This window comes from Gordonia phosphorivorans, from assembly GCF_042432625.1.
Lineage (GTDB): Bacteria > Actinomycetota > Actinomycetes > Mycobacteriales > Mycobacteriaceae > Gordonia > Gordonia phosphorivorans.
The window spans coordinates 164,866-189,556 of record NZ_JBHLWV010000016.1 but is presented as its reverse complement, the minus strand read 5'-3'; the positions used below and the strand labels follow the sequence as shown (position 1 = coordinate 189,556).

24 protein-coding genes are annotated in these 24,691 nt (G+C 69.0%); 11 read left to right on the top strand and 13 right to left on the bottom strand.

Annotated features, from left to right (window positions below; translation table 11 throughout):
* Positions 1-650: 650 nt before the first annotated feature.
* Positions 651-2,234, bottom strand: a complete 1,584-nt coding sequence (locus ACFFJD_RS07000) for an MFS transporter (protein WP_382362523.1) — start codon at positions 2,232-2,234, stop codon at positions 651-653.
* 74 nt (positions 2,235-2,308) lie between these two features.
* Here ACFFJD_RS07000 and ACFFJD_RS06995 point away from each other — a divergent pair, with 74 nt between their 5' ends.
* A complete protein-coding gene (locus ACFFJD_RS06995) occupies positions 2,309-2,455 on the top strand; it encodes a hypothetical protein (RefSeq protein WP_382362521.1) in 147 nt (48 codons plus the stop codon).
* A gap of 16 nt (positions 2,456-2,471) precedes the next feature.
* On the opposite strand, the gene ACFFJD_RS06990 is transcribed toward ACFFJD_RS06995, so the two are convergent.
* The 6 genes from ACFFJD_RS06990 to ACFFJD_RS06965 all read right to left on the bottom strand — a co-directional run bounded on the left by ACFFJD_RS06990 (position 2,472) and on the right by ACFFJD_RS06965 (position 8,135).
* Positions 2,472-2,909 (bottom strand): DUF6918 family protein, encoded by a 438-nt coding sequence (locus ACFFJD_RS06990; protein ID WP_382362519.1) that lies wholly within the window; start codon positions 2,907-2,909, stop codon positions 2,472-2,474.
* A gap of 30 nt (positions 2,910-2,939) precedes the next feature.
* Positions 2,940-3,803 (bottom strand): enoyl-CoA hydratase ChsH3, encoded by an 864-nt coding sequence (gene chsH3 / locus ACFFJD_RS06985; RefSeq protein ID WP_382362517.1) that lies wholly within the window; start codon positions 3,801-3,803, stop codon positions 2,940-2,942.
* Between the two features lie 3 nt (positions 3,804-3,806).
* On the bottom strand, positions 3,807-5,519 hold the full coding sequence (gene kstD, locus ACFFJD_RS06980) for a 3-oxosteroid 1-dehydrogenase (RefSeq protein ID WP_382362515.1): 1,713 nt from the start codon (positions 5,517-5,519) through the stop codon (positions 3,807-3,809).
* A gap of 166 nt (positions 5,520-5,685) precedes the next feature.
* Complete coding sequence (locus tag ACFFJD_RS06975) at positions 5,686-6,462, bottom strand: VOC family protein (protein ID WP_382362513.1); 777 nt, start codon at positions 6,460-6,462, stop codon at positions 5,686-5,688.
* Positions 6,463-6,585: 123 nt separating this feature from the next.
* On the bottom strand, positions 6,586-6,957 hold the full coding sequence (locus ACFFJD_RS06970) for a hypothetical protein (protein WP_382362511.1): 372 nt from the start codon (positions 6,955-6,957) through the stop codon (positions 6,586-6,588).
* Positions 6,957-8,135 carry a 3-ketosteroid-9-alpha-monooxygenase, oxygenase component gene (locus tag ACFFJD_RS06965; RefSeq protein ID WP_382362509.1) on the bottom strand — a complete coding sequence of 393 codons (1,179 nt, stop codon included), beginning with the start codon at positions 8,133-8,135 and terminating at the stop codon, positions 6,957-6,959. The genes ACFFJD_RS06970 and ACFFJD_RS06965 overlap by 1 nt, the downstream gene beginning before the upstream one ends.
* Before the next feature lie 124 nt (positions 8,136-8,259).
* On the opposite strand from ACFFJD_RS06965, the gene hsaA reads away from it, so the two are divergent.
* From hsaA to ACFFJD_RS06930, 7 genes are all read left to right on the top strand, one after another.
* Complete coding sequence (hsaA, locus tag ACFFJD_RS06960) at positions 8,260-9,444, top strand: 3-hydroxy-9,10-secoandrosta-1,3,5(10)-triene-9,17-dione monooxygenase oxygenase subunit (protein ID WP_382362507.1); 1,185 nt, start codon at positions 8,260-8,262, stop codon at positions 9,442-9,444.
* A gap of 8 nt (positions 9,445-9,452) precedes the next feature.
* The gene (gene hsaC, locus ACFFJD_RS06955; protein WP_382362505.1) at positions 9,453-10,373 is read left to right on the top strand and encodes an iron-dependent extradiol dioxygenase HsaC; all 921 of its coding nucleotides are present in this window, start codon (positions 9,453-9,455) and stop codon (positions 10,371-10,373) included.
* 6 nt (positions 10,374-10,379) lie between these two features.
* Positions 10,380-10,955 carry a 3-hydroxy-9,10-secoandrosta-1,3,5(10)-triene-9,17-dione monooxygenase reductase subunit gene (gene hsaB / locus ACFFJD_RS06950; protein ID WP_382362503.1) on the top strand — a complete coding sequence of 192 codons (576 nt, stop codon included), beginning with the start codon at positions 10,380-10,382 and terminating at the stop codon, positions 10,953-10,955.
* Positions 10,946-12,127: a hypothetical protein gene (locus ACFFJD_RS06945; RefSeq protein WP_382362501.1), complete on the top strand. Its 1,182-nt coding sequence runs from the start codon at positions 10,946-10,948 to the stop codon at positions 12,125-12,127. The genes hsaB and ACFFJD_RS06945 overlap by 10 nt, the downstream gene beginning before the upstream one ends.
* Positions 12,124-12,930 (top strand): SDR family oxidoreductase, encoded by an 807-nt coding sequence (locus ACFFJD_RS06940; RefSeq protein WP_382362499.1) that lies wholly within the window; start codon positions 12,124-12,126, stop codon positions 12,928-12,930. The genes ACFFJD_RS06945 and ACFFJD_RS06940 overlap by 4 nt, the downstream gene beginning before the upstream one ends.
* Complete coding sequence (locus ACFFJD_RS06935) at positions 12,923-14,059, top strand: sulfotransferase family protein (RefSeq protein ID WP_382362497.1); 1,137 nt, start codon at positions 12,923-12,925, stop codon at positions 14,057-14,059. Before ACFFJD_RS06940 ends, ACFFJD_RS06935 begins: the two co-directional genes overlap by 8 nt.
* Positions 14,060-14,123: 64 nt before the next feature.
* Positions 14,124-15,359, top strand: a complete 1,236-nt coding sequence (locus ACFFJD_RS06930; RefSeq protein ID WP_382362495.1) for an Nramp family divalent metal transporter — start codon at positions 14,124-14,126, stop codon at positions 15,357-15,359.
* 13 nt (positions 15,360-15,372) lie between these two features.
* On the opposite strand, the gene ACFFJD_RS06925 is transcribed toward ACFFJD_RS06930, so the two are convergent.
* The 6 genes from ACFFJD_RS06925 to ACFFJD_RS06900 form a co-directional block, all read right to left on the bottom strand.
* The gene (locus tag ACFFJD_RS06925) at positions 15,373-16,782 is read right to left on the bottom strand and encodes a wax ester/triacylglycerol synthase domain-containing protein (RefSeq protein ID WP_382362493.1); all 1,410 of its coding nucleotides are present in this window, start codon (positions 16,780-16,782) and stop codon (positions 15,373-15,375) included.
* A gap of 91 nt (positions 16,783-16,873) precedes the next feature.
* Positions 16,874-17,929, bottom strand: coding sequence for an acyl-CoA dehydrogenase family protein (locus ACFFJD_RS06920; RefSeq protein ID WP_382362491.1), 1,056 nt, complete (start codon positions 17,927-17,929; stop codon positions 16,874-16,876).
* Positions 17,929-18,918 carry an acyl-CoA dehydrogenase family protein gene (locus ACFFJD_RS06915; RefSeq protein WP_382362489.1) on the bottom strand — a complete coding sequence of 330 codons (990 nt, stop codon included), beginning with the start codon at positions 18,916-18,918 and terminating at the stop codon, positions 17,929-17,931. The genes ACFFJD_RS06920 and ACFFJD_RS06915 overlap by 1 nt, the downstream gene beginning before the upstream one ends.
* A 2-nt stretch (positions 18,919-18,920) precedes the next feature.
* Positions 18,921-20,087 carry an acyl-CoA dehydrogenase family protein gene (locus ACFFJD_RS06910; protein WP_382362487.1) on the bottom strand — a complete coding sequence of 389 codons (1,167 nt, stop codon included), beginning with the start codon at positions 20,085-20,087 and terminating at the stop codon, positions 18,921-18,923.
* Positions 20,087-21,010, bottom strand: coding sequence for an enoyl-CoA hydratase (locus tag ACFFJD_RS06905; protein WP_382362485.1), 924 nt, complete (start codon positions 21,008-21,010; stop codon positions 20,087-20,089). The genes ACFFJD_RS06910 and ACFFJD_RS06905 overlap by 1 nt, the downstream gene beginning before the upstream one ends.
* 38 nt (positions 21,011-21,048) lie before the next feature.
* Positions 21,049-21,714, bottom strand: a complete 666-nt coding sequence (locus ACFFJD_RS06900; RefSeq protein ID WP_382362483.1) for a TetR/AcrR family transcriptional regulator — start codon at positions 21,712-21,714, stop codon at positions 21,049-21,051.
* A 130-nt stretch (positions 21,715-21,844) separates the two neighbouring features.
* Here ACFFJD_RS06900 and ACFFJD_RS06895 point away from each other — a divergent pair, with 130 nt between their 5' ends.
* The 3 genes from ACFFJD_RS06895 (at position 21,845) to ACFFJD_RS06885 (ending at position 24,677) form a co-directional block, all read left to right on the top strand.
* A complete protein-coding gene (locus ACFFJD_RS06895) occupies positions 21,845-22,642 on the top strand; it encodes an enoyl-CoA hydratase-related protein (protein WP_382362481.1) in 798 nt (265 codons plus the stop codon).
* A 39-nt stretch (positions 22,643-22,681) separates the two neighbouring features.
* A complete protein-coding gene (locus ACFFJD_RS06890) occupies positions 22,682-23,827 on the top strand; it encodes an acyl-CoA dehydrogenase family protein (RefSeq protein WP_382362479.1) in 1,146 nt (381 codons plus the stop codon).
* A gap of 106 nt (positions 23,828-23,933) precedes the next feature.
* Positions 23,934-24,677, top strand: a complete 744-nt coding sequence (locus ACFFJD_RS06885; protein ID WP_382362477.1) for an SDR family NAD(P)-dependent oxidoreductase — start codon at positions 23,934-23,936, stop codon at positions 24,675-24,677.
* Positions 24,678-24,691 lie beyond the last annotated feature (14 nt).

Sequence of the window (24,691 nt, the reverse complement as noted above, 5' to 3'; positions counted from 1 at the left end):
ATTTCCCCAGGTCGGAGCCGCAAAAATCTATCGAAAATATGTGCGACGAACTATTGCGCGAGCGATATGTGAGGCGTATTTTGGAGTTAGGCGAGGCACATGCCATAGCCGCCAACCGAATCGAGTGGCTGCCCGGCCGAGGGTCGGACAGCTCGACCGGTTCGCCGCTGTATCCGATCTCCGCCCGGAGGTGTCCTCATGGACGCAACAGGCTCGACCCGTTTCGTCGAATTCATAGTCGACGACCCCACCGACAAAGACGCCCCTGTCGACGGACCAGCGCGGTTCGTGACGCGAATGTGGCCGCTCCGGTCCGATCCCACTCATCCCCAGTGTCGAGGCCGACCGGTGCAGTGTCGAGACCGACCCGTGCACGCGAATGGGGCTCACTCCGGTGGTGTCGCCCGACGCTGTCGCCCGGTGCTGTGTGAGGCGCCTGCGCGACGTCTGCTCTGGTGAGCGTGAATTCCAGCGGTCGCAGACGTGCTGTCTGCCCGCAACTCTGGCCGTTGGGCGCTAGAGGAAGAACTTTCTTTCAGTGACGTGTCGGGAGCGGTTCCCGGTGCGGTGTGTTGTTTGAGAATTTCATAGTGTGCCTGCCGCCCGGGCGGGCCTGGGCGGTCACGGGGACCGCCCAGGGCCCGCGGTGGTCAGGCGTCCGACGGCTCGACGATCGCCTCGGGGGCGATCACTTCGCGCGGGGCGAACCAGCCGAGGAAGGCGGCGCCGACGATCAGGATGGAGCCCAGGACCAGGCAGGCCTGCTGCATCGGCGGGATGAACGCCTGCTCGGAGCCCAGGCGGATCATCTCGGCCAGTTCGGCCGCGCCCGGCGGGAGCTGTTTGCTCACCTCGACGGCACCGGCCAGGGACCGGGTGATGGCCTCGGCGGCCTCGTCGGCGACGGCAGGGTCGCCGAAGGTCGCGAGCTGGTCGCGGGCGGCGGCCGCGGTGGGTCCGATGCGGTTGGCGTATCCGGCCGCCATGAGGCTGCCGGCCAGGCCGATGCCGATGGCCGCGCCGAGTTCGCGGGCGGTGTCGTTCACCGCCGAGCCGATGCCCTGATTCTCCAGCGGAGTGTTGGACATGATGGCGGTGGTCGACGGTGCGGTCGCCAGACCGATACCCACGGCGCAGACCGCGAGCATGATGGCCAGCTTCCAGTACTGGTCGGGATCGAAGATGCCGATGGACAGGATGCCCAGACCGGCGCACGCGATGCCCGCGGCCAGGACGATTCGCAGGGAGTGGAAGCGCACGGCCACCCAGTTGCCCAGCAGGGCGAAGACACCGACGCCCACCACCATCGGCACCAGTGCGAAGGCCGACTTGAGCGGCGAATAGCCGAAGACCAGCTGCAGCAACAGCAGGATCAAATAGAAGACGCCGAACGAGGCGAAGAACTGCAGGGCCACCGAGAGCGACCCGGAGGCGAAGGCGCGATTGCGGAACAGCCGGACGTCGAGCAGCGGGGAGGTGCGCCGCAGTTCGATCAGCACGAAGATCGCGCCGAGGAGGACGCCGCCGATGAGGGTCACCAGGATCAGCGGGTCGGTCCAGCCGCGCACCGGCGCCTCGAGCAGGCCGAAGACCACACCGGCCACGGCGAGCATCGAGGCGAGCGAGCCGATGATGTCGAAGGCACCGGGGTCGGAGTCCTTGGAGCTGCCGATGGTGAAGGTGAGGGCGAGGGTCGCCAGGGCGGAGACGGCGAAGGTGACGAAGACCGAGTGCCAGCTGAAGAACTCCAGCAGCACGCCGGTGACGAAGAAGCCCAGGATGGCACCCACGCCGGCCACGGCCGCCCAAACACTCACGCCGATGGCGCGCTGCTCGCGCGGGACACCCGCGGTGATGAGGGAGAGGGTGGTGGGCATGATCAACGCCGCACCGATACCGGCGACGAAGCGGGTGGCGATCAGCTCGGTCGGGGTGTTCACCCAGACCGCCGCGAGGGAGGCGGCGCCGAAGATCACCAGGCCGACCATGAGGACGCCTCGGCGGCCGAACCGGTCGCCGATGGCGCCGGCCGGCAGGAGGAGAGCCGCGAGGATCAGCGTGTAGCCGTCGATGATCCAGGTCATCTGAGCGCTGGACGCATTGACGTCCAGGGCGATCTCGGGCAGAGCGGTGTTCAGCGCCGCCATCGCGGCCACGACGAGGCTCACCGCCATGCAGGCGACCAGGATCAGCCAGACGGTGCGGAAGCTCCACCCGACACGCACGTTCCTCATCACACGTAACCTCCGTAACTTGTGTCACAGTGGTTACACGGGCACGCTCCGCCTACCACTGAAAGTGATTCGTCATGGCTTCTCACCAGGTCGCACCTTCTCGAGTCTCCGTCACCGAACTGTCGCGCACCGGAGTGCACATCTGGCGGGTACTGACCCTGCTGGCGGTGCTGGCAGGCGTGCTGGCACTGATTCTGATCATCGTCACCTCAGCCGCCTGACGCCTGCCGTTCGCCGTCAGTTCGCCGACGCGGCGTACGGCTCGATCGCGTCGCCGACGGGAACCAGGGCCTGCGCCACATAGCCCTTGGCCTTGCCGCGCAGGCTCTTGTAGGCCTTGGCCAACGGTGCTGGCGCGCTCTCGGCCTGACGGTCGGTCACCGCCAGCAGCGCCTCGGTCGCCGCATCCTCGTTGGCGGCCAGGTGGGCGCCGAAGGGGGTGCCCGCCGGACGCGAATCCCACAGCGGCGCAAGCGCATCCAGGAAGTCCGGAAGCATCGCTCCGGTGGCCTTGACCACCACGCCGGGCTTGAACTTGTTCGCCGCGGCGTAGGCGGCCTTGACCGCGGTGCCGGACAGGCCCGACTGCGCCTTCACTTGCTGATCGATCACCTCCGCCAGATCGTTGGCGAGTGCGTCGCGCTGGTTGAGAACGGGAGCAAGTGAAGACGACATGCGGCAGCCTCTTTCCGAAGACGGAACGAATTAGACGGTTCGTGCCAGCACCACGTTGCCCAGGGCGGGCGCGTCGTCGCGGTCGGCGACGACCGCGGTCACCAGCAGTCGGGCCCCATCCTCCCAGGCGCGGATCTTCAGGGTCTCACCGGGGAACACGATCCCCGCGAAGCTGGCCCCGTAGCTCGCCACGGCGGTGGCGTCGCCGCCGAGCACCTCGTCGACCAGCGTCCGGCACACGGTGCCGAAGGTGCACAGGCCGTGCAGGATCGGCCGCGGGAAGCCTGCGGCCTCGGCGAACGCCGGATCGCTGTGCAGCGGATTGCGGTCGCCGCACAGGCGGTAGAGCAGGGCCTGCTGCGGCAGGGTCGGTGCGAGGAGCTCGTGATCGGGCGCGCGATCGGGCAGCGCGATGCGGGTCGACGTGCCGCGCTCGCCGCCGAAACCGCCCTCGCCCTTGGCGAAGATCGAGCTGCGGGCGGTCCACAGGGGATTGCCGGACTCGTCGACGGTCTCGGACTCCTGCACGATGACGGCGGCCGAACCCTTGTCCTGCACCTCGGCGATGCGGGTGCGGGTGGTGGCGGTGCCGGTGGCCGGCAGCGGCCGGTGCACGGTGACTTCCTGACTGCCGTGGACCACCTTCGCCAGGTCGATGTCCACGCCCGGGAACGAGACCTTGGGGGCCTCGGTGGCCAGGAACGTGGCCGCGACCGTGGCGAACGACGGCAAGACCTTGGGGTCGACGTCGTCGACGTACTGCAGACCGTTCACGTCCATCGGATCGTGGGCGGCGCCCACGGCGAGGTTGTACAGCGCCACCTCGCGCGGGGTCCACGAGAAGGTGGTGGCACCGAGGTCGGCGCCGACGGCGATTGCAGGATCGATGGGCATGGGTCAGACTCCTGCGGGCTGATCGGTGGTCGACTTGGCCTTGGCGGCGGCGTCGAGGGCGGCGAGGTAACCGAAGACCATGGCGGGGCCGATGGTGGCGCCGGGGCCGGCGTAGGTGTGACCCATCACCGGGGCGCTGGTGTTGCCCGAGGCGTACAGGCCCTCGATCACGCTGCCGTCGGCGCGCAGCGCGCGGCCGGTGGCGTCGGTGGTGATGCCGCCCTTGGTGCCAAGGTCACCGGGGACCATCTTGATGGCGTAGAACGGCGCCTTGTCGACCACACCCAGGTTCGGGTTCGGCTTGTTGGTGGGGTCGCCGTAGTAGTTGTCGTAGCCACTCTTGCCGCGCTGGAAGTCGGTGTCGACACCGGTGCGGGCGAAGCCGTTGAATCGCTCGGTGGTGGCCGTCAGCGCCTCTACGGGCAGACCCGTCTTCTCGGCCAGTTCTGCGATGGTGTTCGCCTTGACCACCACGCCGGACTTGAGCCAGCTCTTGGGCAGCGGCTGGCGGGCCGGAATGCCGGCGAACAGGTAACGGTTGCGGCAGCGCTGATCCATGATCATCCACGCCGGGATGTTGGCGCCGGGTCCCTCGCCCTGGCCGAACTCGCCGCCGTACATCTGGTGTGCGGCCTCGACGTAGGGGAGCGACTCGTTCATGAAGCGCTCACCGCGCTCGTTGACCATGAAGGTGCCGGGGACGTTGCGCTCGGACAGCGCGAACCACGGGCCCTTGGGCAGCGGGATGGTCGGTCCCCACCAGGCGTCGTCCATCAAGGCGACGTCGGCGCCGGCCTTCTGGCCCGCGAGGATGCCGTCGCCGGTGTTCGACGGCGCGCCGGTGGTCCACTCGGTGCCGATCGGGGCGCGCTGGTACTCGGCGCGCATCTCGGCGTTGTGCTCGAAGCCGCCGCTGCCCAGGATGACGCCGTATCGGGCGCGGATCTCGATGGGCTCACCGTCGCGGGTGGCCTTGACGCCCACCACCTTGCCGTCCTCGAGCAGCAGCTCGGTCATCGGCGTGCTCAGACGCAGGTCGACGCCGGCCTGGCGGCAGCCGAGCAGCAGCTCGGCGGCCAGGGCCGCGCCCATGGCGATCATCTTCTTGTTGCGCGACTTGGCCCAGGTGAACCGGCCGGCGACCTTGGCCATCTTGGCGATGCCGCGCCAGTGCCGCATGCCGACGTTCATCCACTTGTAGTCACTCTGCAGGACCACCATGTTCAGCGGCGCCTTGGTGTACTGCGGGTGCAGGGTGGCCAGGTCGTCGCCGAGGCGGCGAGCGTCGAACGGCTTGGGCTCCACCGACCGGCCGCCCACGCGACCGCCGGGAGCCTCCGGGTAGTAATCCGAGTAGCCCTTGACCCACTCCAGCTCCAGCGGGGACTTGGACATCAGGTAGTCCAGCGCCTCGGGGCCGCGGTCGATGTAGGTGTCGATGTTCTCCGCCGGTGCGTGCGCGCCGATGATCGAGTGCACGTAGGTGCGCGCGTCCTCGACGGTGTCGGTCACGCCGTCGCGGCGCAGCACCGAGTTGTTCGGGATCCACACGCCGCCACCCGAGCGTGACGTGGAGCCGCCCCAGTAGGGCGACTTCTCGATGAGGACGGTCTGTAGGCCCTTGGTGGCCGCGGTGAGTGCGGCCGCCAGACCGGCGCCACCGGCACCGACCACTACGACGTCGACGGTCTCGCTGGGAATAGCTGCTTGCGCCATCGGTTTCCCTCCTGGGAGCGGCGGAGTCGCCGCCACTGAAGAACTAGAACACGTTTCAGTGATGAGGATAAACGAGAACGAGTTTCAGTGGTAGCCGGGTGGGGCCCCGAGGCCCGACCCGGCGGCCGTCTCCCCGGTGGCGATCCCTCCGGTCACGCTCCGGCCGTCACATTCCTTCCGGTGCGTGGCCCAGGCAGAGGAGCGCGCCGAACGGATCGGTGATGGTGGCGAGCGTGCCCCAGGGGGTGGTCTCCGGCTCTGCCACGCAGGTGCCGCCGAGTTCGACGGCGCGGGCGACGGCCGCGGCGACATCGTCGACGGTGATGTAGACGCGCCAGTGCGAGGGGGTTTCGGCGGGCAGCATGCCGGTGGCATCCATCAGGGCCGCGTACGCGGTGTCGCCGCTGAAGAGTTGGGTGTAGTTGCCGGGCGCGCCGGGCACCACCTCCGGGCGCATGCCGAAGACCAGCTCGTAGAACGCGGTCGCCGCGGGCTGGCCCAGGGTCAGGCACTCGAACCAGTACGGGGCGCCGTGGACGCCCCACTCGTGGAAACCGGTGTGGGCGGCCGACTGCCAGTAGCCGAACATGGCGCCGGCGGGGTCGACGGCGTAGGCCATGGTGCCCAGGTCGCCGACGGGCATCGGCGGGAACACCTCGATGCCGCCGTGCTCGACCAGCGCGGCCTGTGTGGCGAGCGCATCGTCGGTGCGCAGGTAGATCGACCAGACGTCCGACGGCCCGCCCGCCTCGGCCATGTGCGGGTGCATGCCGGCCACGCGGCGGCCGCCGAGGGTGAAGTTCTGGTAGCCGGCGAAGTCGGGATTGGGGGCCTCGGCCTCCCAACCGAAGAGCGCGCCGTAGAACTCGGCCGCGCGGGCGGGGTCGGAGCTGACGAGGTCGAACCAGACGGGGGCGCCCAGCGGGGCGGAGTATTCGGTCATCCCTCGATTCTGCTCCGTCGCGGCGTCGAACGGAACCGTTCGACCCTCCGCGCGGTGGAGGCGAAACGGCGACGACGCGCCCGGAAGGGGCGCGTCGTCGTGGTCATCGCAGAGTGCCGGCGGTCACCAGTAGCCGTCCGGGTCGGTCATCGGGGACTCGCGGGGCACCAGACCCTCGGAGACCCCGTGATCGATCGACGCCGACAGGCGCGGGCAGGTGGGCAGCAGCGCCGCATTGCCGCCTTCGGCGCGGATCGTGGAGATCTCGTGGCAGCTCTCGAGCGCGTCCGGATTCCACTGCACGCTGGTGTGATGGGGGCTGGTCTTCTTGACCAACACGTTCGCGTGGCAGGTTCGGCACTCAATCGGGGACATGCCGCCGCGCAGGTAATGCTGCTTGTCCCGCGCGGTGGCTGCCGCGATGGCGGCTAGGCGCTCCGGATCTGTGGTGTAGTCCGGAGCTTTCGCCCAGCCTGTTCCGCTGACCGTCGACATCAGACCGACGTGTTCTCGGGCTGCTGTGCGGCCGCTGCTTCCTCGGCCGCCTTCTGCTCGGCCTGCAGTCGCAGATTCTCCTGCACCTCGACGTTCCAGTTCTCCAGCGCCTTGGCGGTGTCGATCTCGTACTCGAAGCGGTCGGTCATCTCGTCGGTGATGTCGTCGACGTCGACGTAGAACTGCTCGTACCAGCGACGGAGCTGGTAGACCGGGCCGTCCTCTTCCACCAGCAGCGGGTTGTCGATGCGGGTCTTGTGCTTCCAGATCTCGACGTCCTGCAGGAAGCCCACCTCGATGCCGCCGGAGATCTTCTTGGCCATCTTGTCGGCCTGCTCGGGGGTGAGGCCCTCGGGGATCTTGGCCATGACGCCGAACATGAGGACGAAGGAGTTCTCGTCGATCGGGTAGTGGCAGTTGGTGAGGATGGTCTCCACCGCGTAGCCGCCGTAGTACTGCACCATCGGGTTCAGCATGTACGAGGGGCCGTAGTACGCGGCGATCGATTCCAGCCGGGTGTCACCGTAGGCCGACGAGATCGCGATGTCGGGGCGGCCGTGGCTGTTCATGTACTGCGCCGCGGTCTCGCCCTCGAAGACGTTCTTGAAGTAGTCCGGCAGGGCGTAGTGCACGTAGAAGAAGTGCGCCATGTCGACCACGTTGTCGATGATCTCGCGGCAATTGGAGCCCTCGATGACCAGCTTGTTCCAGGTCCACTCGGTCCACTGATCGGTGCCGAACTCCTCGAGCTCGGGGATGATCACCTGCTCCGGCGGCGGGTTGCCCTCCGGATCGTTGTAGATGAAGACCTGGCCGTTGCGCTGCATCGTGGGCCAGGTGCGGGTCTTGGCCAGCTTCGGGTTGCGCTTGGCGTACGGCACGCCGGCGCAGCGGCCCTTGCCGTTCCACTGCCACCCGTGGAACGGGCAGGCGATGTTGTCGCCGCGGACCTTGCCCTGGCCGAGGTCGGCGCCCATGTGGCGGCAGAAGGCGTCGAGTGCCTTCACCTCGCCCTTGGTGTCCGCCCAGACCACCAGCTTGGTGCCGAAGATCTCCAGGGAGTGGGGCTTGCCGTCGGTGTACTCGTCCACCAGGCCGATGCAGTGCCAACCGCGGGCAAAGCGGGTGGGCGGTGTGCCGGTGTCAATTTCTCGTACTGCGGTATCGTTCGTCGTCATCGCAGGTCGCCTTCCTTTAACAGCTCTTGCTGACGTCAATAGTAGAACACGTTTCAAAAACAGAATGAGAACGTGTTCTAATATTGAAGTCGAAGACTTAAGTAGCAACGAGATTGGAGATGCCATGGCAGCCCAGCGAAGCGAAGCCGGACAGCAGGTACTGGAGAACATCAACGCACTGCTGCCGGAGCTTGCACAGCGTGCTCAGGCGACGGAAGACGCCCGTCGCGTCCCCGACGAGGTGGCCGACATGCTGGCCGAAGCCGGGTTCTTCAAGCTGATGCAGCCCGAGCAGTGGGGCGGGTACCAGGTGGACCCGGTGACCTTCTACGAGGCCGTGCGTCGTCTGGCGACGGCCTGCGGTTCCACCGGGTGGGTGGCCGGCATCATCGGCATCCACAACTGGCACCTGGCGCTGTTCGATCAGCAGGCGCAGGAAGACGTCTGGGGTAAGGACCCCAACACCCGTATCTCCTCGTCGTACGCCCCGATGGGCGCCGGCGAGGTCGTCGAAGGCGGCTACAAGGTCAACGGTTCGTGGGCCTGGTCCTCGGGCTGCGACATCGCCGACTGGGTGGTCGTGGGCGGTCCGGTGTTCAAGGACGGCAAGCCGGTCGACTTCGTCAGCTTCCTGATCCCGCGCGAGGACTACGTGATCCGCGACGTCTGGAACGTCGTCGGACTGCGCGGCACCGGTTCCAACACCATCGACGTCAAGGACGTCTTCGTCCCGCGTCACCGCATGCTCAGCTTCCGCACCATGAGCATGGGCGAGGCGCCGGGCCTGGAGCGCAACACCGCGCCGGTCTACAAGATGCCGTGGGGCACCATCCACCCGAGCACCATCTCGACCCCGATCGTCGGTATGGCCTACGGCGCGTACGAGGCGCACGTCGAGCACCAGGGCAAGCGCGTGCGCGCGGCCTACGCCGGCGAGCAGTCCAAGGACGACCCGTTCGCCAAGGTGCGCATCGCCGAGGCCGCCAGCGACATCGACGCCGCCTGGCGTCAGCTCTCGGGCAACCTGCAGGCCGAGTACGACCTGATCGTCGCCGGCGAAGAGGTCCCGATGGACGTGCGTCTGGCCGCGCGCCGCGACCAGGTCCGGGCCACCGGCCGCGCCATCTCGGCGATCGACCGTCTCTTCGAGAACTCGGGCGCCCACGCGCTGGAGAACGGCACCCCGATCCAGCGCTTCTGGCGCGACGCCCATGCCGGCCGCGTGCATGCCGCCAACGATCCCGAGCGGGCCTACGTGGCCTTCGGCAACGGTGAGTTCGGCCTGCCCATCGGCGACACGATGGTCTAAGGAGACCGATGAGTCACAACGATCAGGGTCCCATCCGTTCGCTCGGATACATGCGGATCGACGCCACCGACATGGATGCGTGGCGTGAGTACGGTTTGAAGGTCCTCGGCATGGTGGAGGGCAAGGGGAACGTCCCCGGCGCCCTGTACCTGCGGATGGACGATTTCCCGGCGCGCCTGGTGATCGTCCCCTCCGACCGCGACCACCTGGCCTCCTCCGGCTGGGAGTGCGCGAACGCCGCCGGCCTGCAAGAGGTTCGCGACCGGCTCACCGCCGCGGGCGTCGAGTACCGCGAGGGCACGCCGGAGGAGAAGGCAGACCGGGCCGTCGACGGTCTGATCATCTTCGCCGATCCGGACGGCAACGTGCTGGAGGCCTTCCACGGTGTCGCGCTGCAGCACCGCCGAGTGGTCAGCCCGTACGGACACACGTTCGTCACCGGCGAGCAGGGTCTGGGGCACGTGGTGCTCAGCAGCAACGATGACGCTGCCGCGCTCACCTTCTATCGGGATGTGCTGGGCTTCCGGCTGCGCGACTCCATGCGGCTGCCGCCGCAGGTGGTCGGCCGCTCGGAAGGCGACGAGCCGGCCTGGCTGCGGTTCTTCGGGTGCAACCCGCGGCACCACTCGCTGGCCTTCTCGCCGTTCTCCAACGGCACCGGCATCGTGCACCTCATGGTCGAGGTGGCCGAGACCGACGACGTCGGCCTCTGCCACGACCGTGCGCTGCGGCGCAAGGTACCGATGTCGGCCACGCTGGGTCGCCACGTCAACGACCTCATGCTGAGCTTCTACATGAAGACCCCCGGCGGGTTCGACGTGGAGTTCGGTTGCGAGGGGCGGCAGGTGGACGACGGCGACTGGGTCGCCCGCGAGTCGACGGCCGTGAGCCTGTGGGGTCACGACTTCAGCGTCGGATTCAAGGGCTGAGTCGCCATGGCGCCGCTTTCGCCGTACGGCACGCAGGAGTTCGACAGCAGGCAGTTCCGCACCGCGATGGGGCAGTTCTGCACGGGCGTCACCATCATCACCTCGATGGGCGACAACGAACAGCCGGTGGGCTTCGCCTGCCAGTCGTTCACCGCGCTCTCGCTGGATCCGCCGCTGGTGATCTTCTGCCCGCAGAAGACCTCGCGGACCTGGCCCGTCATGGAGGCCCGCGGATCGTTCTGCGTGAACGTGCTGGCCAACCGGCAGCAGGAGGTGAGCGCCAAGTTCGGCGCTCCCGGCGACAACAAGTTCGCCGGGGTGCAGTGGGACCCGTCGCCCCTGGGGCTGCCGGTGATCCGGCACAGCCTCACCTGGGTGGAGTGCACCGTGGAGAACGTGCTCGACGGCGGCGATCACTACATCGTCGTCGGACGGGCGCAGACCCTCGGTGAGGTCCTGCAGGACAAGCCGCTGCTGTTCTACCGCGGCGGTTACCTGTCCACCGAACACCCGCGGGTCACTCCGGCCGCGAATCAGCTCGACGACCTGATCACGTGGTCCGGCGGCGACGAATGGCTGTAGACGATGTGACTGCTCCGCTGCGCGATGCCATCGCCGCAGCGGAGCGTCAGATCGCCTCGGCGGAGTTCATCGACTCCGACGCCGATCTGGCCGAAGGCTACGACTATCTGGCCGGCAGCATCGCGGCCGTGCTGCAGCAGGCCCGCACGCACGACAAGGTGCACCCGGTACTGCACACCTCCACGGGCCCGTACACCAAGATGGGCCTGGACAATCCGGACACGCTCTACTACCACGCGGATGTGGTGCCCGAGGGCACCTATCGGATCCGCGGCATGCGCGGCAGCACCGTCGACCTGAGCTTTCAGGTGCTGCGCGGCGACTACACGCCGAGTGAAGTACCCGGCGGCGACGACGCCTTCGACGACCGGCGGCTGAGCATCGCCGCCGACGGCTCCTACGAGCTCACCTTCGGTCCGCCGATCGCCGATGCGCCGCCGAACTACTTCGTGCTGGGCGACGGTGCCTCGATGCTCGCCATCCGCGAGGTCTACGGCGACTGGAACGCCGAGCGCAAGGGCACGGTGAGCGTCGAACGGCTCGACACCCGGGGCGAGCCGGCACGGCCGCTCGACAGCGCACGCGCGGCGCGCCAGTACGCGACCGCGGCCAAGCTGCTGACCTCCCGGATCCACACCTGGTTCAACTTCCCCAAGTGGTTCTATCTGGACGAGCCGGTCAACACCCTGACCGTACCGCGACCCACGCCGGGCGGACTGAGCACCCAGTTCTCGTCGGTGGGTCACTACGACCTGGCACCCGAAGAGGCGATGGTCATCACGGTGCCGGTCTCGGACTCCCCGTATCAGGGGTTCCAGCTCGGCAGCCTCTGGTACATCTCGCTCGACTACGTGCACCACCAGACCAGCCTGAATTCCGTTCAGGCGCAGCATGATCCGGACGGAATGATCCGCATGGTGATCGCCCACGACAACCCGCGGGTGACCAACTGGGTGGAGACCACCGGGCGCCGTCGGGGCATTCTGCAGTTCCGGTGGCAGCGCAGCGACGCGCCGATCGGCGCGGACCTCGGCCCCACCTGCGAAGTGGTGGACCTGGCGCAGGTGCCGGACCTGCTGCCGTACTACGACCGGAACCGGATCGACGCCGACGGCTGGGCGCAGCGAATCACCGCTCGCCGCCGCGGCTTTGCGGAGAGAATGCTCGGATGACGACCCAGACGCCGATCGACCGTACGGGCCTGCTGGCCGACAAAGTAGTGGTGGTGTCGGGCGTCGGTCCCGGCCTCGGTCGTTCGATCTGTCTGCGGGCCGCCGCCGCGGGTGCGACGGTGGTCCTGGCCGCACGCACCCGCGAGCGCCTGGAGTCCGTCGCCGCCGAGGTGACCGCCCTGGGCGGGCGAGCGCTGGTGGCCCCCACCGACATCACCGACGACGCGGCGGTCACCGCGCTGGCGCAGATCGTGCTCGACGAGTTCGGTCGCGTCGACGCCCTCGTGAACAACGCCTTCTCGGTGCCGTCGATGAAAGCCTTGGGTCGCACCGACTTCGACCAGATCTCCGACAGCCTCGATCTGACGGTCCTCGGCACGCTCCGGGTGATCAAGGCCTTCACGCCCGCGCTCGCTGGGGCCGAGGGGGCGATCGTCAACCTGAGTTCGATGGTGATCCGGCACAGCGAGCCGCGGTACGGCAGCTACAAGATCGCCAAGTCGGCGCTGCTGGCCATGTCCCAGACACTGTCGACCGAGTTGGGCGGGCAGGGCATCCGGATCAACAGCGTGGCGCCCGGCTACATCTGGGACGACCAGCTCAAGTGGTACTTCGGCGAGGTCGCCGAGAAGTACGGCATCACCGTCGATCAGGTCTACGAGCAGACCGCCGCGCGCAGCGACCTCAAGCGGCTGCCCGAACCCGACGAGATCGCCGACGTGATCGTCTTCCTGGCCTCGGACCTGGCGCGGTCGGTGACCGGCCAGACCCTCGATGTGAACTGCGGGGAATACCATGCCTGAGCCGCGCACCCTGGTCGGCACCGTCGAGGATCTGCACGCCTCTGCGGTGCGCACCGTGGGCCTGGACGACTTCGGCGACGACGGATACCTCGAAGGCCTCACCGTGCTGCTGGAGTCGTACTCCCGCGACGCGGGGCTCACCGAACGCGGCAGCAAGATGTTCCGCTACTTCCTCAAGGGTGCGCTGATCGCGCGGTTGCTGAGCGAGGCCGGCTGGAAGGCCAACCCGGGTTACGCGCAGGTGCCGATCGAGCGGCCCATCTTCGTGACCGGCCTGCCGCGCACCGGCACCACCGCGTTGCACCGGTTGCTGGCCGCCGACCCCGCGCACCAGGGCCTGCAGATGTGGCTCACCGAGTTCCCGCAGCCGCGTCCGCCGCGGGAGCAGTGGGCGGACAACCCGGTCTACCGGCAGATCGACGCCGGGCTCTCCCAGCATCGGGTGGAGAACCCGGAGTTCATGGGGTTGCACTACATGAGCGCCGGGGACGTGGAGGAGTGCTGGCAGCTGCTGCGCCAGTCGGTGCAGTCGATCTCCTACGAATCGCTGGCCGCGCTGCCGACCTACTCGGCCTGGTTGGCCGGCCAGGACTGGACGCCGGCCTACTGGCGGCACAAGGCCAACCTGCAGCTGATCGGCCTCAACGATCCGGACAAGCGCTGGGTGCTCAAGAACCCGAGTCACCTGTTCGCCCTCGACGCTCTGATGGCGGTGTACCCGGACGCGCTGGTGGTGCAGACCCACCGGGAGCCGGAGACCATCATCGCGTCCATGTGCAGCCTCGCCGAGCATGCGACGCAGGGCTATTCGACGGTGTTCACCGGTGCGGCCATCGGGCAGGCGCAGTTGGATCTGTGGTCGCGCGGGCTCCGCGAGTTCCGGGCCGCACGCGCTGCGTACGATCCGGCCCAGTTCGTCGACGTGCAGTTCGACGATCTGCGCGCGGACCCGCAGGGCGTCGTCGATCGCATTTACGCGGCGGCGGGCACCGCGCCGAGTGCGCAGGCGCGGGCGGCGATGGCGGCGCTGGACGAGGAGTCCAAGTCCGGTGACCGACGGCCCCAGCACCGCTATCACCTCGACGACTACGGCCTCACCGCCGAGCAGGTCCGCGCCGCTTTCGCTTAGATTTGGTGGGCGACGAGCAAAAGTTCGGTTGACCGAAACTCTGGTGTCGGGCTAGCCTTGCCTCGTGTTGGAGACGTCGAAGAAGTCACGTCCGCCGCGGCTGATGCTGCTCGGTCCGGCGTTCGTCGCCGCGATCGCCTACGTCGATCCGGGCAACGTCGCGGCCAACCTCACCGCCGGGGCCAAGTACGGCTACCTGCTGGTGTGGGTGCTGGTGATGGCCAATGTGATCGCGGTGATGATCCAGTACCAGTCGGCCAAGCTCGGCGTGGTGACCGGCCGGACGCTGCCGCAGACGGTGGCGACCGCGCTGCCGGGTCGGCGCTCGCGCCTGGCCTACTGGGGCCAGGCCGAGGTGGTGGCCGCCGCCACCGACCTCGCCGAAGTGGTGGGCGGAGCGATCGCGCTCAAGCTCCTGTTCGGCCTGCCGCTGTGGATCGGCGGCCTCATCGTCGGCGTGGTGTCCATGCTGATCCTGACGCTTGCCAATCGGCAGCGGCAACGGCATTTCGAGACCGTGGTGATCGGACTGCTGGCCGTCATCGTGGTGGGCTTCCTCAGCGGTCTGGCGGTGAATCCGCCGGAGGTGGGCGGCCTGCTCAACGGCATGATCCCGCGGCTCGACGGCGGGGAGACCGTGCTGCTGGCCGCCTCCATGCTGGGCGCGACGGTCATGCCGCACGCCATTTGCCTGCACTCGGGCCTGGTGATCGATCGGCACGGACGCAGTGACGATCCGAACCGTATCGCGACGCTGCTGCGCAGCACCCGGATCGACGTCGTGGTGGCGCTCATCATCGCCGGCACCGTCAACATCGCGCTGCTGGTGCTGGCCGCGACCAGCCTGATGGGCGTGGAGGGCACCGACACCATCGAAGGCGCGCACGCGGCGGTCGGTGCCGCCCTGGGGCCGGTGGTGGCGGCACTGTTCGCGATCGGTCTGCTCGCCTCGGGCATCGCGTCCACGTCGGTCGGCTCCTACGCGGGCGGCATGATCATGGAGGGCCTGCTGCACGTGCGGATCCCCATGGTGGTGCGGCGCTCGGCGACCCTGATTCCGGCGGTGGTGATCCTCGCGGTGGGGGTGGACCCGACGTGGGCGCTGATCGTCTCGCAGGCGGTCCTCAGCTTCGGCATCCCGTTCGCGCTGATCCCCTTGCGCCGCTTCACCGGCGACCGGCGCCGCATGGGCGCCTACGCCGACGGCCGCGCCCTCCGCGTGGGGTCGGCCGTGGCGGTCGCGCTGGTGGTCGCCCTCAACGCGGCCCTGCTGGTGCTGATGTTCGCCGGCGAGGCCTGAGCCCTCTTGCGTCTCAGGCTTCCTCCGCCGTCAGGTCGGCGAAGGCTTCGGCGAGGCAGGCGGTGAGTTCGGCGGGGTCGTCGACGGCGGCCGGGTCGGCGTTGACACCGATGAAGGCCGATCCGCCGTAGGTGAGCAGCGCGACGTTGATCGCCGCGCCCGACTTCGGCGCGAACGGCACCAGGGTGGTGACCTGGGCGCCGCACATGTACACCGGCACCGGGGATCCGGGGACGTTGGTGGCGGCGACGTCGACACCCTTCATCAGCCCGCCGGCCAGGCGCTCGGTGAGCGGCGCGGGCAGGAGGGCCAGCGCCTTGTAGACCATCTCCGACAGGCCGAGGGCGGGGTCGGTGCGGGCGAGATGGAGCAGGCCCTGCAGGCGGTACAGCCGATCGGTGGGCGTGCTGTCGTCGGTCGGGACGAGGAATCGGGCCGGCACCCAATGATTGCCGGTGGGCGCATCGCCGGGCCGGCGCTGGTCGATCGGCATGTTCACCCGGATGGACTCCAGGTCGTGGCCGTGCCGCCGGTGATAGGCGCCCACGGCGTCGGCGACGGCGGCCATGAACACCACGTTCAGCGTCACGTCGGCGCGGTGGGCGGCGGCCTTCAGGGCGGCCAACGGCACCTGCACGATGGTGAAGTGGCTGGTGAGCGAACGCCCGGTCATCCACTCCGACCGCGGCGGCCCCTGCGGAGCCAGCATGGCGGCTGCGGAGACGGCGGTGCGGCCTGCCGACAGCGCGGTGGACACCGGCCGGGTGGCCACCGCGCGCATGGCGCGCAGTGCGAGCCTGGTGCTGCCGACGACCACCTCCTCGACGGCGCCGAACTCGAAGCGGGTGGCGTGGATGACGCGCTCGAGCAGATCTGCGGGTGCGGCATCGGCCGGCGCGTCGGGCATGGGGCCCAGATCGTCCGGCTGCGCGGACAGGTCGAACAGCGCCGCGCTCATCGCGAGGCCGCCCATGCCGTCGGCGACCGAGTGGTGGATCTTGAAGATCACCGCGGCCTGACCGTCGACCAGGCCGGTGAGGATGGCGATCTCCCAGAGCGGGCGCGCGTGGTCGAAGTCCGATTCGCTGACGCGGGCGGCGTAGTCGAGGGCCGCTTGCATGTCGGCTTCGTCGTCGAGCAGGCGCCGCCAGCGGACGTGGTAGCTGGGATCGAAGTTCGGATCGGTCTCCCAGCGCGGCGGCGCCGGCGAGAACTGATTGCCCACCGCGCGCTGGCGCAGCCGGGGGAAGACACGGGTCAGGCGCTCGACGCGCGCGGCGACCTGGGCGCGATCGGGCGGGCCGTCGAGCACGACGAACGCCACGATGCCCGAACGGAGGAGCGGATCGCCCTCGACGTCGTACATGACCGCATCGAAAGCGCCCATCCGTTCGTCCTTGGCGGCGGGAGCTTTGGAAGTCATGCACTGATTCTGGCGCGGACACCGCAGCGGTGTCGGCAGATCGGCGCCGACACCGCCGAAACTCCTTTGAACGGATGGGCGTCCTCGGCCCTCAGAGGGTGATGAGACCGGCGGCGCGGTGCGGGGCGCCGAACAACTGCGCGTCGGCCTGCGCACGCTTGAAGAACAGGCCGATGTCGTGTTCGGAGGTGATACCGATGCCGCCGTGCAACTGGATGGCGTCACCGGTGACGGCGATGTAGCCCTCCGAGCAGTACACGTGGGCCGCGGCGGCCAGCTCGGCCGCATCGTCGGCGCCGGTGGCGACGGCCTCGACCGCCGCCGCGGAGACCGACCGCATGGTCTCCACCCGCATGTACATGTCGGCCATGGTGTGCTTGAGCGCCTGGAAGCCGGCCAGCGCGCGGCCGAACTGCTTGCGCGAGGTGGTGTGCTCCACGGTCAGTTCCAGGGCGCGCGCGGCACCGCCTACCTGCTCGGCCGACAGCATGGCCCAGGCCAGGGTGCGGAACCGGTCGACGAGGTCGTCCGGCGCCGGCAGGATCTCCGACGGCGTCTGGTCGAATTGCACGCGGGCGAGCGGGCGCGTCGGGTCCAGGACCGGGAGCGGGGTCACGGTGACTCCCGGCGCGGAGGCGGAGACCTCGTGCAGGGTCACCGAACCCGGGCCGGCCAGCACCAGGAAGGTGTCGGCGGTCTCGCCGTCGATCACGTATTCGGCTGTGCCACTGAGCAGTCCGGCCTCGGCGTGCACCCCGGGGGTGTCCCAGCCCGCGGCACCGGCCCAGCACACCGCGGCGGTGATCTCGCCGGCGGCCAGTCCGGGCAGCAGGCGCGCGCTCGCGGCCTCGTCGCCGGAGATCAGCACCGCACCGGTGGCCAGCACGGCGGAGGAGAACATCGGCACCGGTGCCAGGGTCTCGCCGAGGACGGTCAGGACCGCCGCGCTCTCGCGCACGGTCGCGTCGGCGCCGTCGTACTCCTCGCCGATGGCGAGCGCGGCCACACCGATCTGGGTGGCCAGCGTCTGCCACAGCTCGGCGTCGTAGCGTCCGGGCGCGGTGATCGCGGTGCGGACCGCGGCACTGCCGCCGCCGCGGCGGCAGACGTCGCGGACGGCGTCGATGAGGGCGTTCAGCTCGTCCATCAGCGGACCTGCTCGGTGCGCAGGGAGTCCAGGACGCGCTGCCGATGCCAGGCCGGGGTGCCCCACGCCGAACGGAGGGCACGCGCCTTGGTCAGGTACAGCGAGAAGTCGTGCTCGGCGGTGTAGCCGATGGCGCCGAGCACCTGCAGTGCGCGGCGGGCGGCGACGTCGGCGGCCTCGCCGGTGGCGACCTTGGCCGCGGAGACGTCGCGGGAGACGTCGGCGGTGTCGTCGCCGAATCCGTCCAGGCCCACGGCGGCACCCCACACCAGCGGTCGGGCCATCTCCACCGCGATGGCCACGTCGGCCAGGTGGTGCTTGACGGCCTGGAACGAGCCGATCGCGCGGCCGAACTGGTTGCGGGACTTGGCGTACTCGGCGGCGATGTCGAGCATGCCGGCGGCCAGACCGAGCGAGAGCGCGGCCGTGGCCAGCGCGCCCAGGTCGATCGCGGCGCGCGGGTCGATGGACTCGGCCAGCCGCTGGCCCGCGGTCACCGCGGACACGGTTCGGGTCGGGTCGACGGTGGCCTGCGCGGCCTCGGCCTCGCCGCGGAACAGTCCGTCCGCGGTGACCAGGTACAGGTCCGCCGACTCGGGATCGGCGGCCCGCGGAGCCACCGGGGCGCAGGCGACCGAGGCCAGTCGGTCGCCGGAGAGGAGTGCTTCGAGTTCGTCGGTCGCGCCCGCCGCACCCAGCAGGGCCGGGGCCACGGCGAGGGTCTCGGCGGCGGGGCCGGGCAGGGCGACGCGGCCCAACTGCTCCAGCGCCACCACCATCTCCACGGCGCCCGCGCCGCTGCCGCCGAGCGCATCGTCGACCAGCAGGCCGGTGATGCCGCTCTCGGCGAGCTGGCGGTACACGGTCAGACCGGGCTCGCGGTCACCCTCGGACCACGCGCGGGCCACGGCGATACCGCCGGCCCGGCCGGTGACCGCCTCGACGGTCGACGCGAGGTCGGTGTGCATTGAATCGAGAAGGAAGTCCACGGTTATCGGTCCCCACGGGGCAGGCCGAGAAGTCGCTCGGCGATCACGTTGCGTTGAATCTCGTTGGTGCCGGCGTAGATCGGGCCGGACAACGAGAAGAGGTAGCCGTCGAGCCAGGCCGAGTCGAGTTCGGCGTCGACACCCAGCAGGTCCAGGGCGGTCTCGTGGGCGGCGATGTCCCACTGCGACCAGAAGACCTTGTTGATCGACGACTCCAGACCGAGCTGTCCGCCCGCGGCCAGACGACTGACCGTCTGATAGGTGGACAGCTCGTAGGCGCGGGCGCCGATCCAGGCGTCGGCCACTCCGGCGTCGACGTTCGCGGTGGCTGGAGCCTGGTCGCCGCGCTCGCGCCACAGGCGCAGCAGACGATCGGTGGCGGCCAGGAAGCGGCCGGGGGAGCGCAGGGAGAGCCCGCGCTCGTTGGCGGCGGTGCTCATCGCCACCTTCCAGCCGTTGTTCACCTCGCCGATCACGCCGGAGGTGCCGGGGTCGGCGGGATCGTCGGGCACGAAGACGTCTTCGAGGAAGAGCTCGGCGAAACCGGCCTCGCCGTCGAGCTGAGCGATCGGGCGGACGGTCACGCCCGGTGCGCGGAGATCGAACATGAAGTAGGTGATGCCCTTGTGGCGCGCCTGATCCGGGTCGGTGCGGAACAGACCGAAGCCCCAGTCGGCGAAGCTCGACCGCGAACTCCAGGTCTTCTGGCCGTTCAGCAGCCAGCCGCCCTCGGTCCGGGTGGCGGTGGATCGCAGGGAGGCCAGGTCGCTGCCGGCCTCCGGCTCGCTCCACGCCTGGCCCCAGATGTCCTCGGCGGTGGCCATGCGCGGCATGATCCGGGCGAGCTGATCGGGGTTCGCGTGCTCGAACAGGGTCGGCGCCAGCAGGAAGATGCCGTTCTGGCTCACGCGCCCGGGAGCGCCCGAGCGGTAGTACTCCTCCTCGAAGATGATCCAGTGCAGCAGCGGCGCGTCGCGCCCGCCGAACTCCTCCGGCCAGCTCACCACGGACATGCGGTCGGCGGCCATCTCCGCTTCCCACTTGCGGTGCGCCTCAAAGCCTTCCGCGGTGTCCATGGAGGGCAGCGGCTCGGCCGGCACATGCGCTTGGAGCCACGCGCGCACCTCGGCGCGGAAGGCCTTGGCGGCGTCGTCGAACTGCAGATCCATCAGGCGTCACCCTTCTTCTGGGCGGCGTCGCGCATGCTGCGCGCGTCCATGCCGCCGAGCGAGTCGCCGGAATCGGCGTCGTTGGCCGCGTGCGCAAAGTGGTGCCAACCGAACACCGAATCCATCGCGTTGCGCATGCCCATCTGGTCTTCGCAGATGTTCACGGCCTTCTTGCTGAGGAAGAGGCCCTGCATGGGCATCTCCGCCATCTGTGCGCACAGATCGTCGACCTTGGTCTCGAGTTCCGCGCGTGGAACCACGTGGTTGACCATGCCCCAGTCCAGGGCCTGCGCGGCGGTGAACCGCTGGCCGGTGAACAGGATCTCCTTGGCCCGGCGGGTGCCGAGGACGAAGGCGTGGGCGAAGTACTCGACGCCCGGGATGCCCATGCGGGCCACCGGATCGGAGAAGAAGGCGTCGTCGGAGGCGACGATGAAGTCGGCCGCCCAGGCGAGCATGAGGCCGCCGGCGATGCAGGCGCCGTGGACCTGGGCGATGACCGGCTTCGGGATGTCTCGCCAGCGGCGGCACATCCCCATGTAGACCTCGATCTCCCGCGCCAGACGCTGGTTGCTGTCGAGCGGGGCGCCGTCGCCGCGGGTGTGATCCCAGTGCAGGGTCGCGGTGTTGGGGTAGAAGGTGTCGAAGTCGCGCTCGGGGGTGCCGATGTCGTGGCCCGCGGAGAAGTGTTTTCCGTTGGCGCGCAACACGATCACCTTCACGGCCGGATCGTCGACGGCCTTGCCGAAGGCCGCATCCAGCGAATAGGTCATCACCGAGTTCTGCGCGTTGCGGTACTCGGGCCGGTTCAGGGTCACGTAGGCGACCGCGCTGTCGGGGCCGCCGACCTCGTAGGCGACCGGACTGGAATCGGCGGTCAGATCGTCGCGGCCCAGGGGCGGCGGAATGACGGCTTCACTCATGCCCCCGACTCTAACCTAGCAAGTGCTTGGTTGGTAGCTCAGGCGCCGAGCAGGTCGGCGTACGCGGCCCGGTGGTCCGCGGGGATCACGGCGCTGAGCACCAGGGTGCGCTGGGCCGTGATGTATCGCTCCAGGGTCATGGTGCGCTCGAAGTACCAGTGCTTGAGGGCCCACGAGTGCGCCAGGAGCAGCAGGTTGTAGGCCACCAGGTCGAGGTCGTCGGTGGCCAGCAGGCCCGCGGCGACGCCCTCGCGGATGGCCTCGCGGAGCGGCTCGCTGGTGGCCACCTCCAGGAGCTTGATCTTCTCGCGACCCTCCGGGGACAGTGCGTTGCTCTCTCGGTAAGTCAGCACGACCGCGTGGCGGTGGCGGTCGATCACGCGGCAGTAGGCGTCGAAGGCCGCGGCCAGCCGGCGCACGGGATCGTCGCCCGCGGCCTCCATGGCTTCCGGAATATCGGCGGCGAAGGCATCCAGGACGTCGACGATCACCGCGAGCAGCACCTCGTCCTTGCCGCCGAAGTAGCGGTAGATCAGGCCGACGCTCACCCCGGCCTCCTGGGCGAGTGCCTGCATCGAGACCGACTCGGAGCCGCGCTTCTCCATCAGGCGGGCGGCCGCGTCGAGGATCTGGCGCGAGCGCACGGCGGCGCCGGCGGCGCGGGCGGCCTCGGTCGCGCTGGGGGTGGTGGGGCTGCTGGTCATGACACCTTCCTGGGCTGAACTCGCATTCACTTTAGCGCCGATCGGGACTGTGACCCTTGACGCAGGGCCGGAAATGAATATAGATTCATCACAAGTGAACACAGATTCATTCGTTGGAAAGGCGAATCCCATGGCTCAGTTCGAAGACATCACCTACCAGGTCGACGGTCCCGCGGGGATCATCACGATCAACCGCCCGCAGCGCTACAACGCCTTCCGTGCACAGACCGTCGATGAGTTGATCGACGCCTTCCAGCAGGCCTGGACCGACCAGGCGGTGCGCGCGGTGATCCTGACCGGTGCCGGTGAGAAGGCGTTCTGCACGGGCGGCGACGTGAAGCAGCGCGCCGAGACCGGCGACTACGGTCCCAGCGCGCTCGGCCGCTTCCGCATTGGCGACCTGCACAAGCTGATGCGCGACATCCCGAAGCCGGTCATCGCCGCCGTCAACGGCATCGCGATCGGCGGCGGACACGTGCTGCAGGTGCTGGCCGACGTCTCGATCGCCGCCGACACCGCACGCTTCGGTCAGGCCGGTCCCCGCGTCGGCTCGTTCGACGCTGGCTTCGGCTCGGCCTACCTCGCCCGCGTGGTCGGGGAGAAGAAGGCGCGCGAGATCTGGTTCTTCTGCCGCCAGTACACGGCCGATCAGGCCCTGGACATGGGGCTGGTGAACGCGGTGGTGCCGGCCGCCGACCTGCTGACCGAGGCCAAGTCCTGGGTCGACGAGGTCGCCGCGCTCAGCCCGACGGCCATCAAGTTCCTCAAGCAGTCGTTCAACGCCGACACCGATCACCAGCTCGGGTTGTCGAACATGGCGATGACCGCGCTGGACATGTTCGGCGTCTCCGTCGAGGGCATGGAGGGCGCGACCGCCTTCGCCGAGAAGCGCACCCCGGACTTCGGTCCGCACGTGGCCTGGCACTGACCGGTCGACTCACCCACCGCGAATCGGAAGGCATACGCAATGGACTACGGCTTCGACGAAGACCAGGAGGTCTTCCGCACCGAGATGGCCCGCTGGGCGGACAAGGTGCTCGCCCCGCACTACCAAGCCGACGACAAAGCGGCCGAACTGCGCCGCCGGCAGGTGACCGACATGGCCGAGATGGGTCTGACGGGCCTGCGCATCCCGGAGGAATACGGCGGCCAGGACGCCACCGCCGTGATCGCGGGCATCGCGGCCGAAGAGGTCGGCCGCGCCGACTTCAACGCCGGCTACCTGATCATCAACACGGCGCTGATCAGCGACATCATCGTGCGCAACGCCACCGACGCGCAGAAGCATGCGTGGCTGCCCGGCATCGCCTCGGGCGAGACGGTGCCGGCCATCATGATCACCGAGCCGGGGCACGGCACCGACGCCGCCGCCCTCGCGCTGCGGGCCACCGAGACGGCCGACGGCTGGGTGCTCAACGGTGAGAAGACCTCGATCACGCTGGGCATGGCCGCCGACCGTGCCGCCGTGCTGGCCCGCACCGGCGGACCGGGCGCCCGTGGCGTCTCGGCGTTCTGGGTGGACATGTCCAGCCCGGGCATCTCCCGGACCGCGTTCGACGATCTCGGGTCCCGCGCCATCGGCCGCGCCTCGATCTTCTTCGACGACGTCGCGGTGGATCGCGACGCGATGATCGGCGAGCCGGGCGGCGGTTTCGTGTCGGTGATGGAGGGCTTCGACTACTCGCGCGCCATCATCGGCCTGCTCTGCCTGGGCGCCGCTCAGCAGTCCCTCGACGAGGCCATGCAGTGGGCCCGCGATCGGGAGGCCTTCGGCCAGCCGATCGGCAAGTTCCAGGGTGTCTCGTTCCCGCTCGCCGAGTCCGCGACGTACGTCGCCGGCGCCCGGCACGTCTGCTACGAGGCGCTGTGGCGCAAGGACAACGACCTCGACCATTCGGCGCAGGCGGCGATGGCCAAGTTCTGGGCCCCCAAGCTCTCGGTCGACGTGATCCACCAGTGTCTGCTGACCCTCGGCCACGTCGGGTACTCCACCGAGCACAAGGTCGGGCAGCGGATGCGTGACGTCATCGGTCTGGAGATCGGCGACGGCACCGCGCAGGTCTCCAAGCTCGTCATCTCCCGGAACCTGCTGGGCCGCAGCTACGCGCCCTGACCCGACTCCCCTTCTCTCCGATTTCCACTTCTCTCCGACTTCCACTTCTCTCCGACTTCCACTTCTCTCCGACTTCCACTTCTCTCCGATTTCAAGGAGCACTTCCATGACCACACGACTCGACGACCGGATCGCCTTCGTCACCGGCGCCGGCCAGGGCATCGGTGCCGGCATCGCGCGCCGCCTGGCCGACGACGGCGCCACGGTGATCGTCACCGACCTCAACGCCGAGACCGCCGCCGCCACCGCCGCCGAACTCGGCAACGGCTCGATCGGCCTGCAGGTCGACGTCACCGACCGCGACAGCGTCAATGCCGCCGTCGACCAGGTGATCGAGCGGTTCGGCCGCATCGACGTCCTGGTGAACAACGCCGGCTGGGACAAGGGCGAGCCCTTCGTCGACTCCGAGCCGCAGACCTGGGACCGCATCGTGAGCATCAACCTCTACGGCGTGCTCAACACCTGCAAGAAGATCGTGCCCCTGATGATCGAACGGGGCTCGGGCAAGGTGGTCAATCTCGGTTCCGACGCGGGCCGCGTCGGCTCGTCCGGGGAGGCCGTCTACGCCGCAGCCAAGGGCGGCGTCATCGCCTTCACCAAGTCGCTGGCCCGCGAGACCGCGCGCAACTCGGTGAACGTCAACTGCGTCTGCCCCGGCCCCACCGACACCGCGCTGTTCGCCTCGATGGGCGGGGAGAAGCTGCGCGAAGCACTCAAGAAGGCCATTCCGATGCGCCGCCTCGGCCAGCCCGAGGACCTTGCCAACGCGGTCGCCTTCCTGGCCTCCGACGATTCCGCCTTCATCACCGGCCAGACCGTCAGCGTCAGCGGCGGCCTCACCATGAACTGACCGGAGCAGCCCCA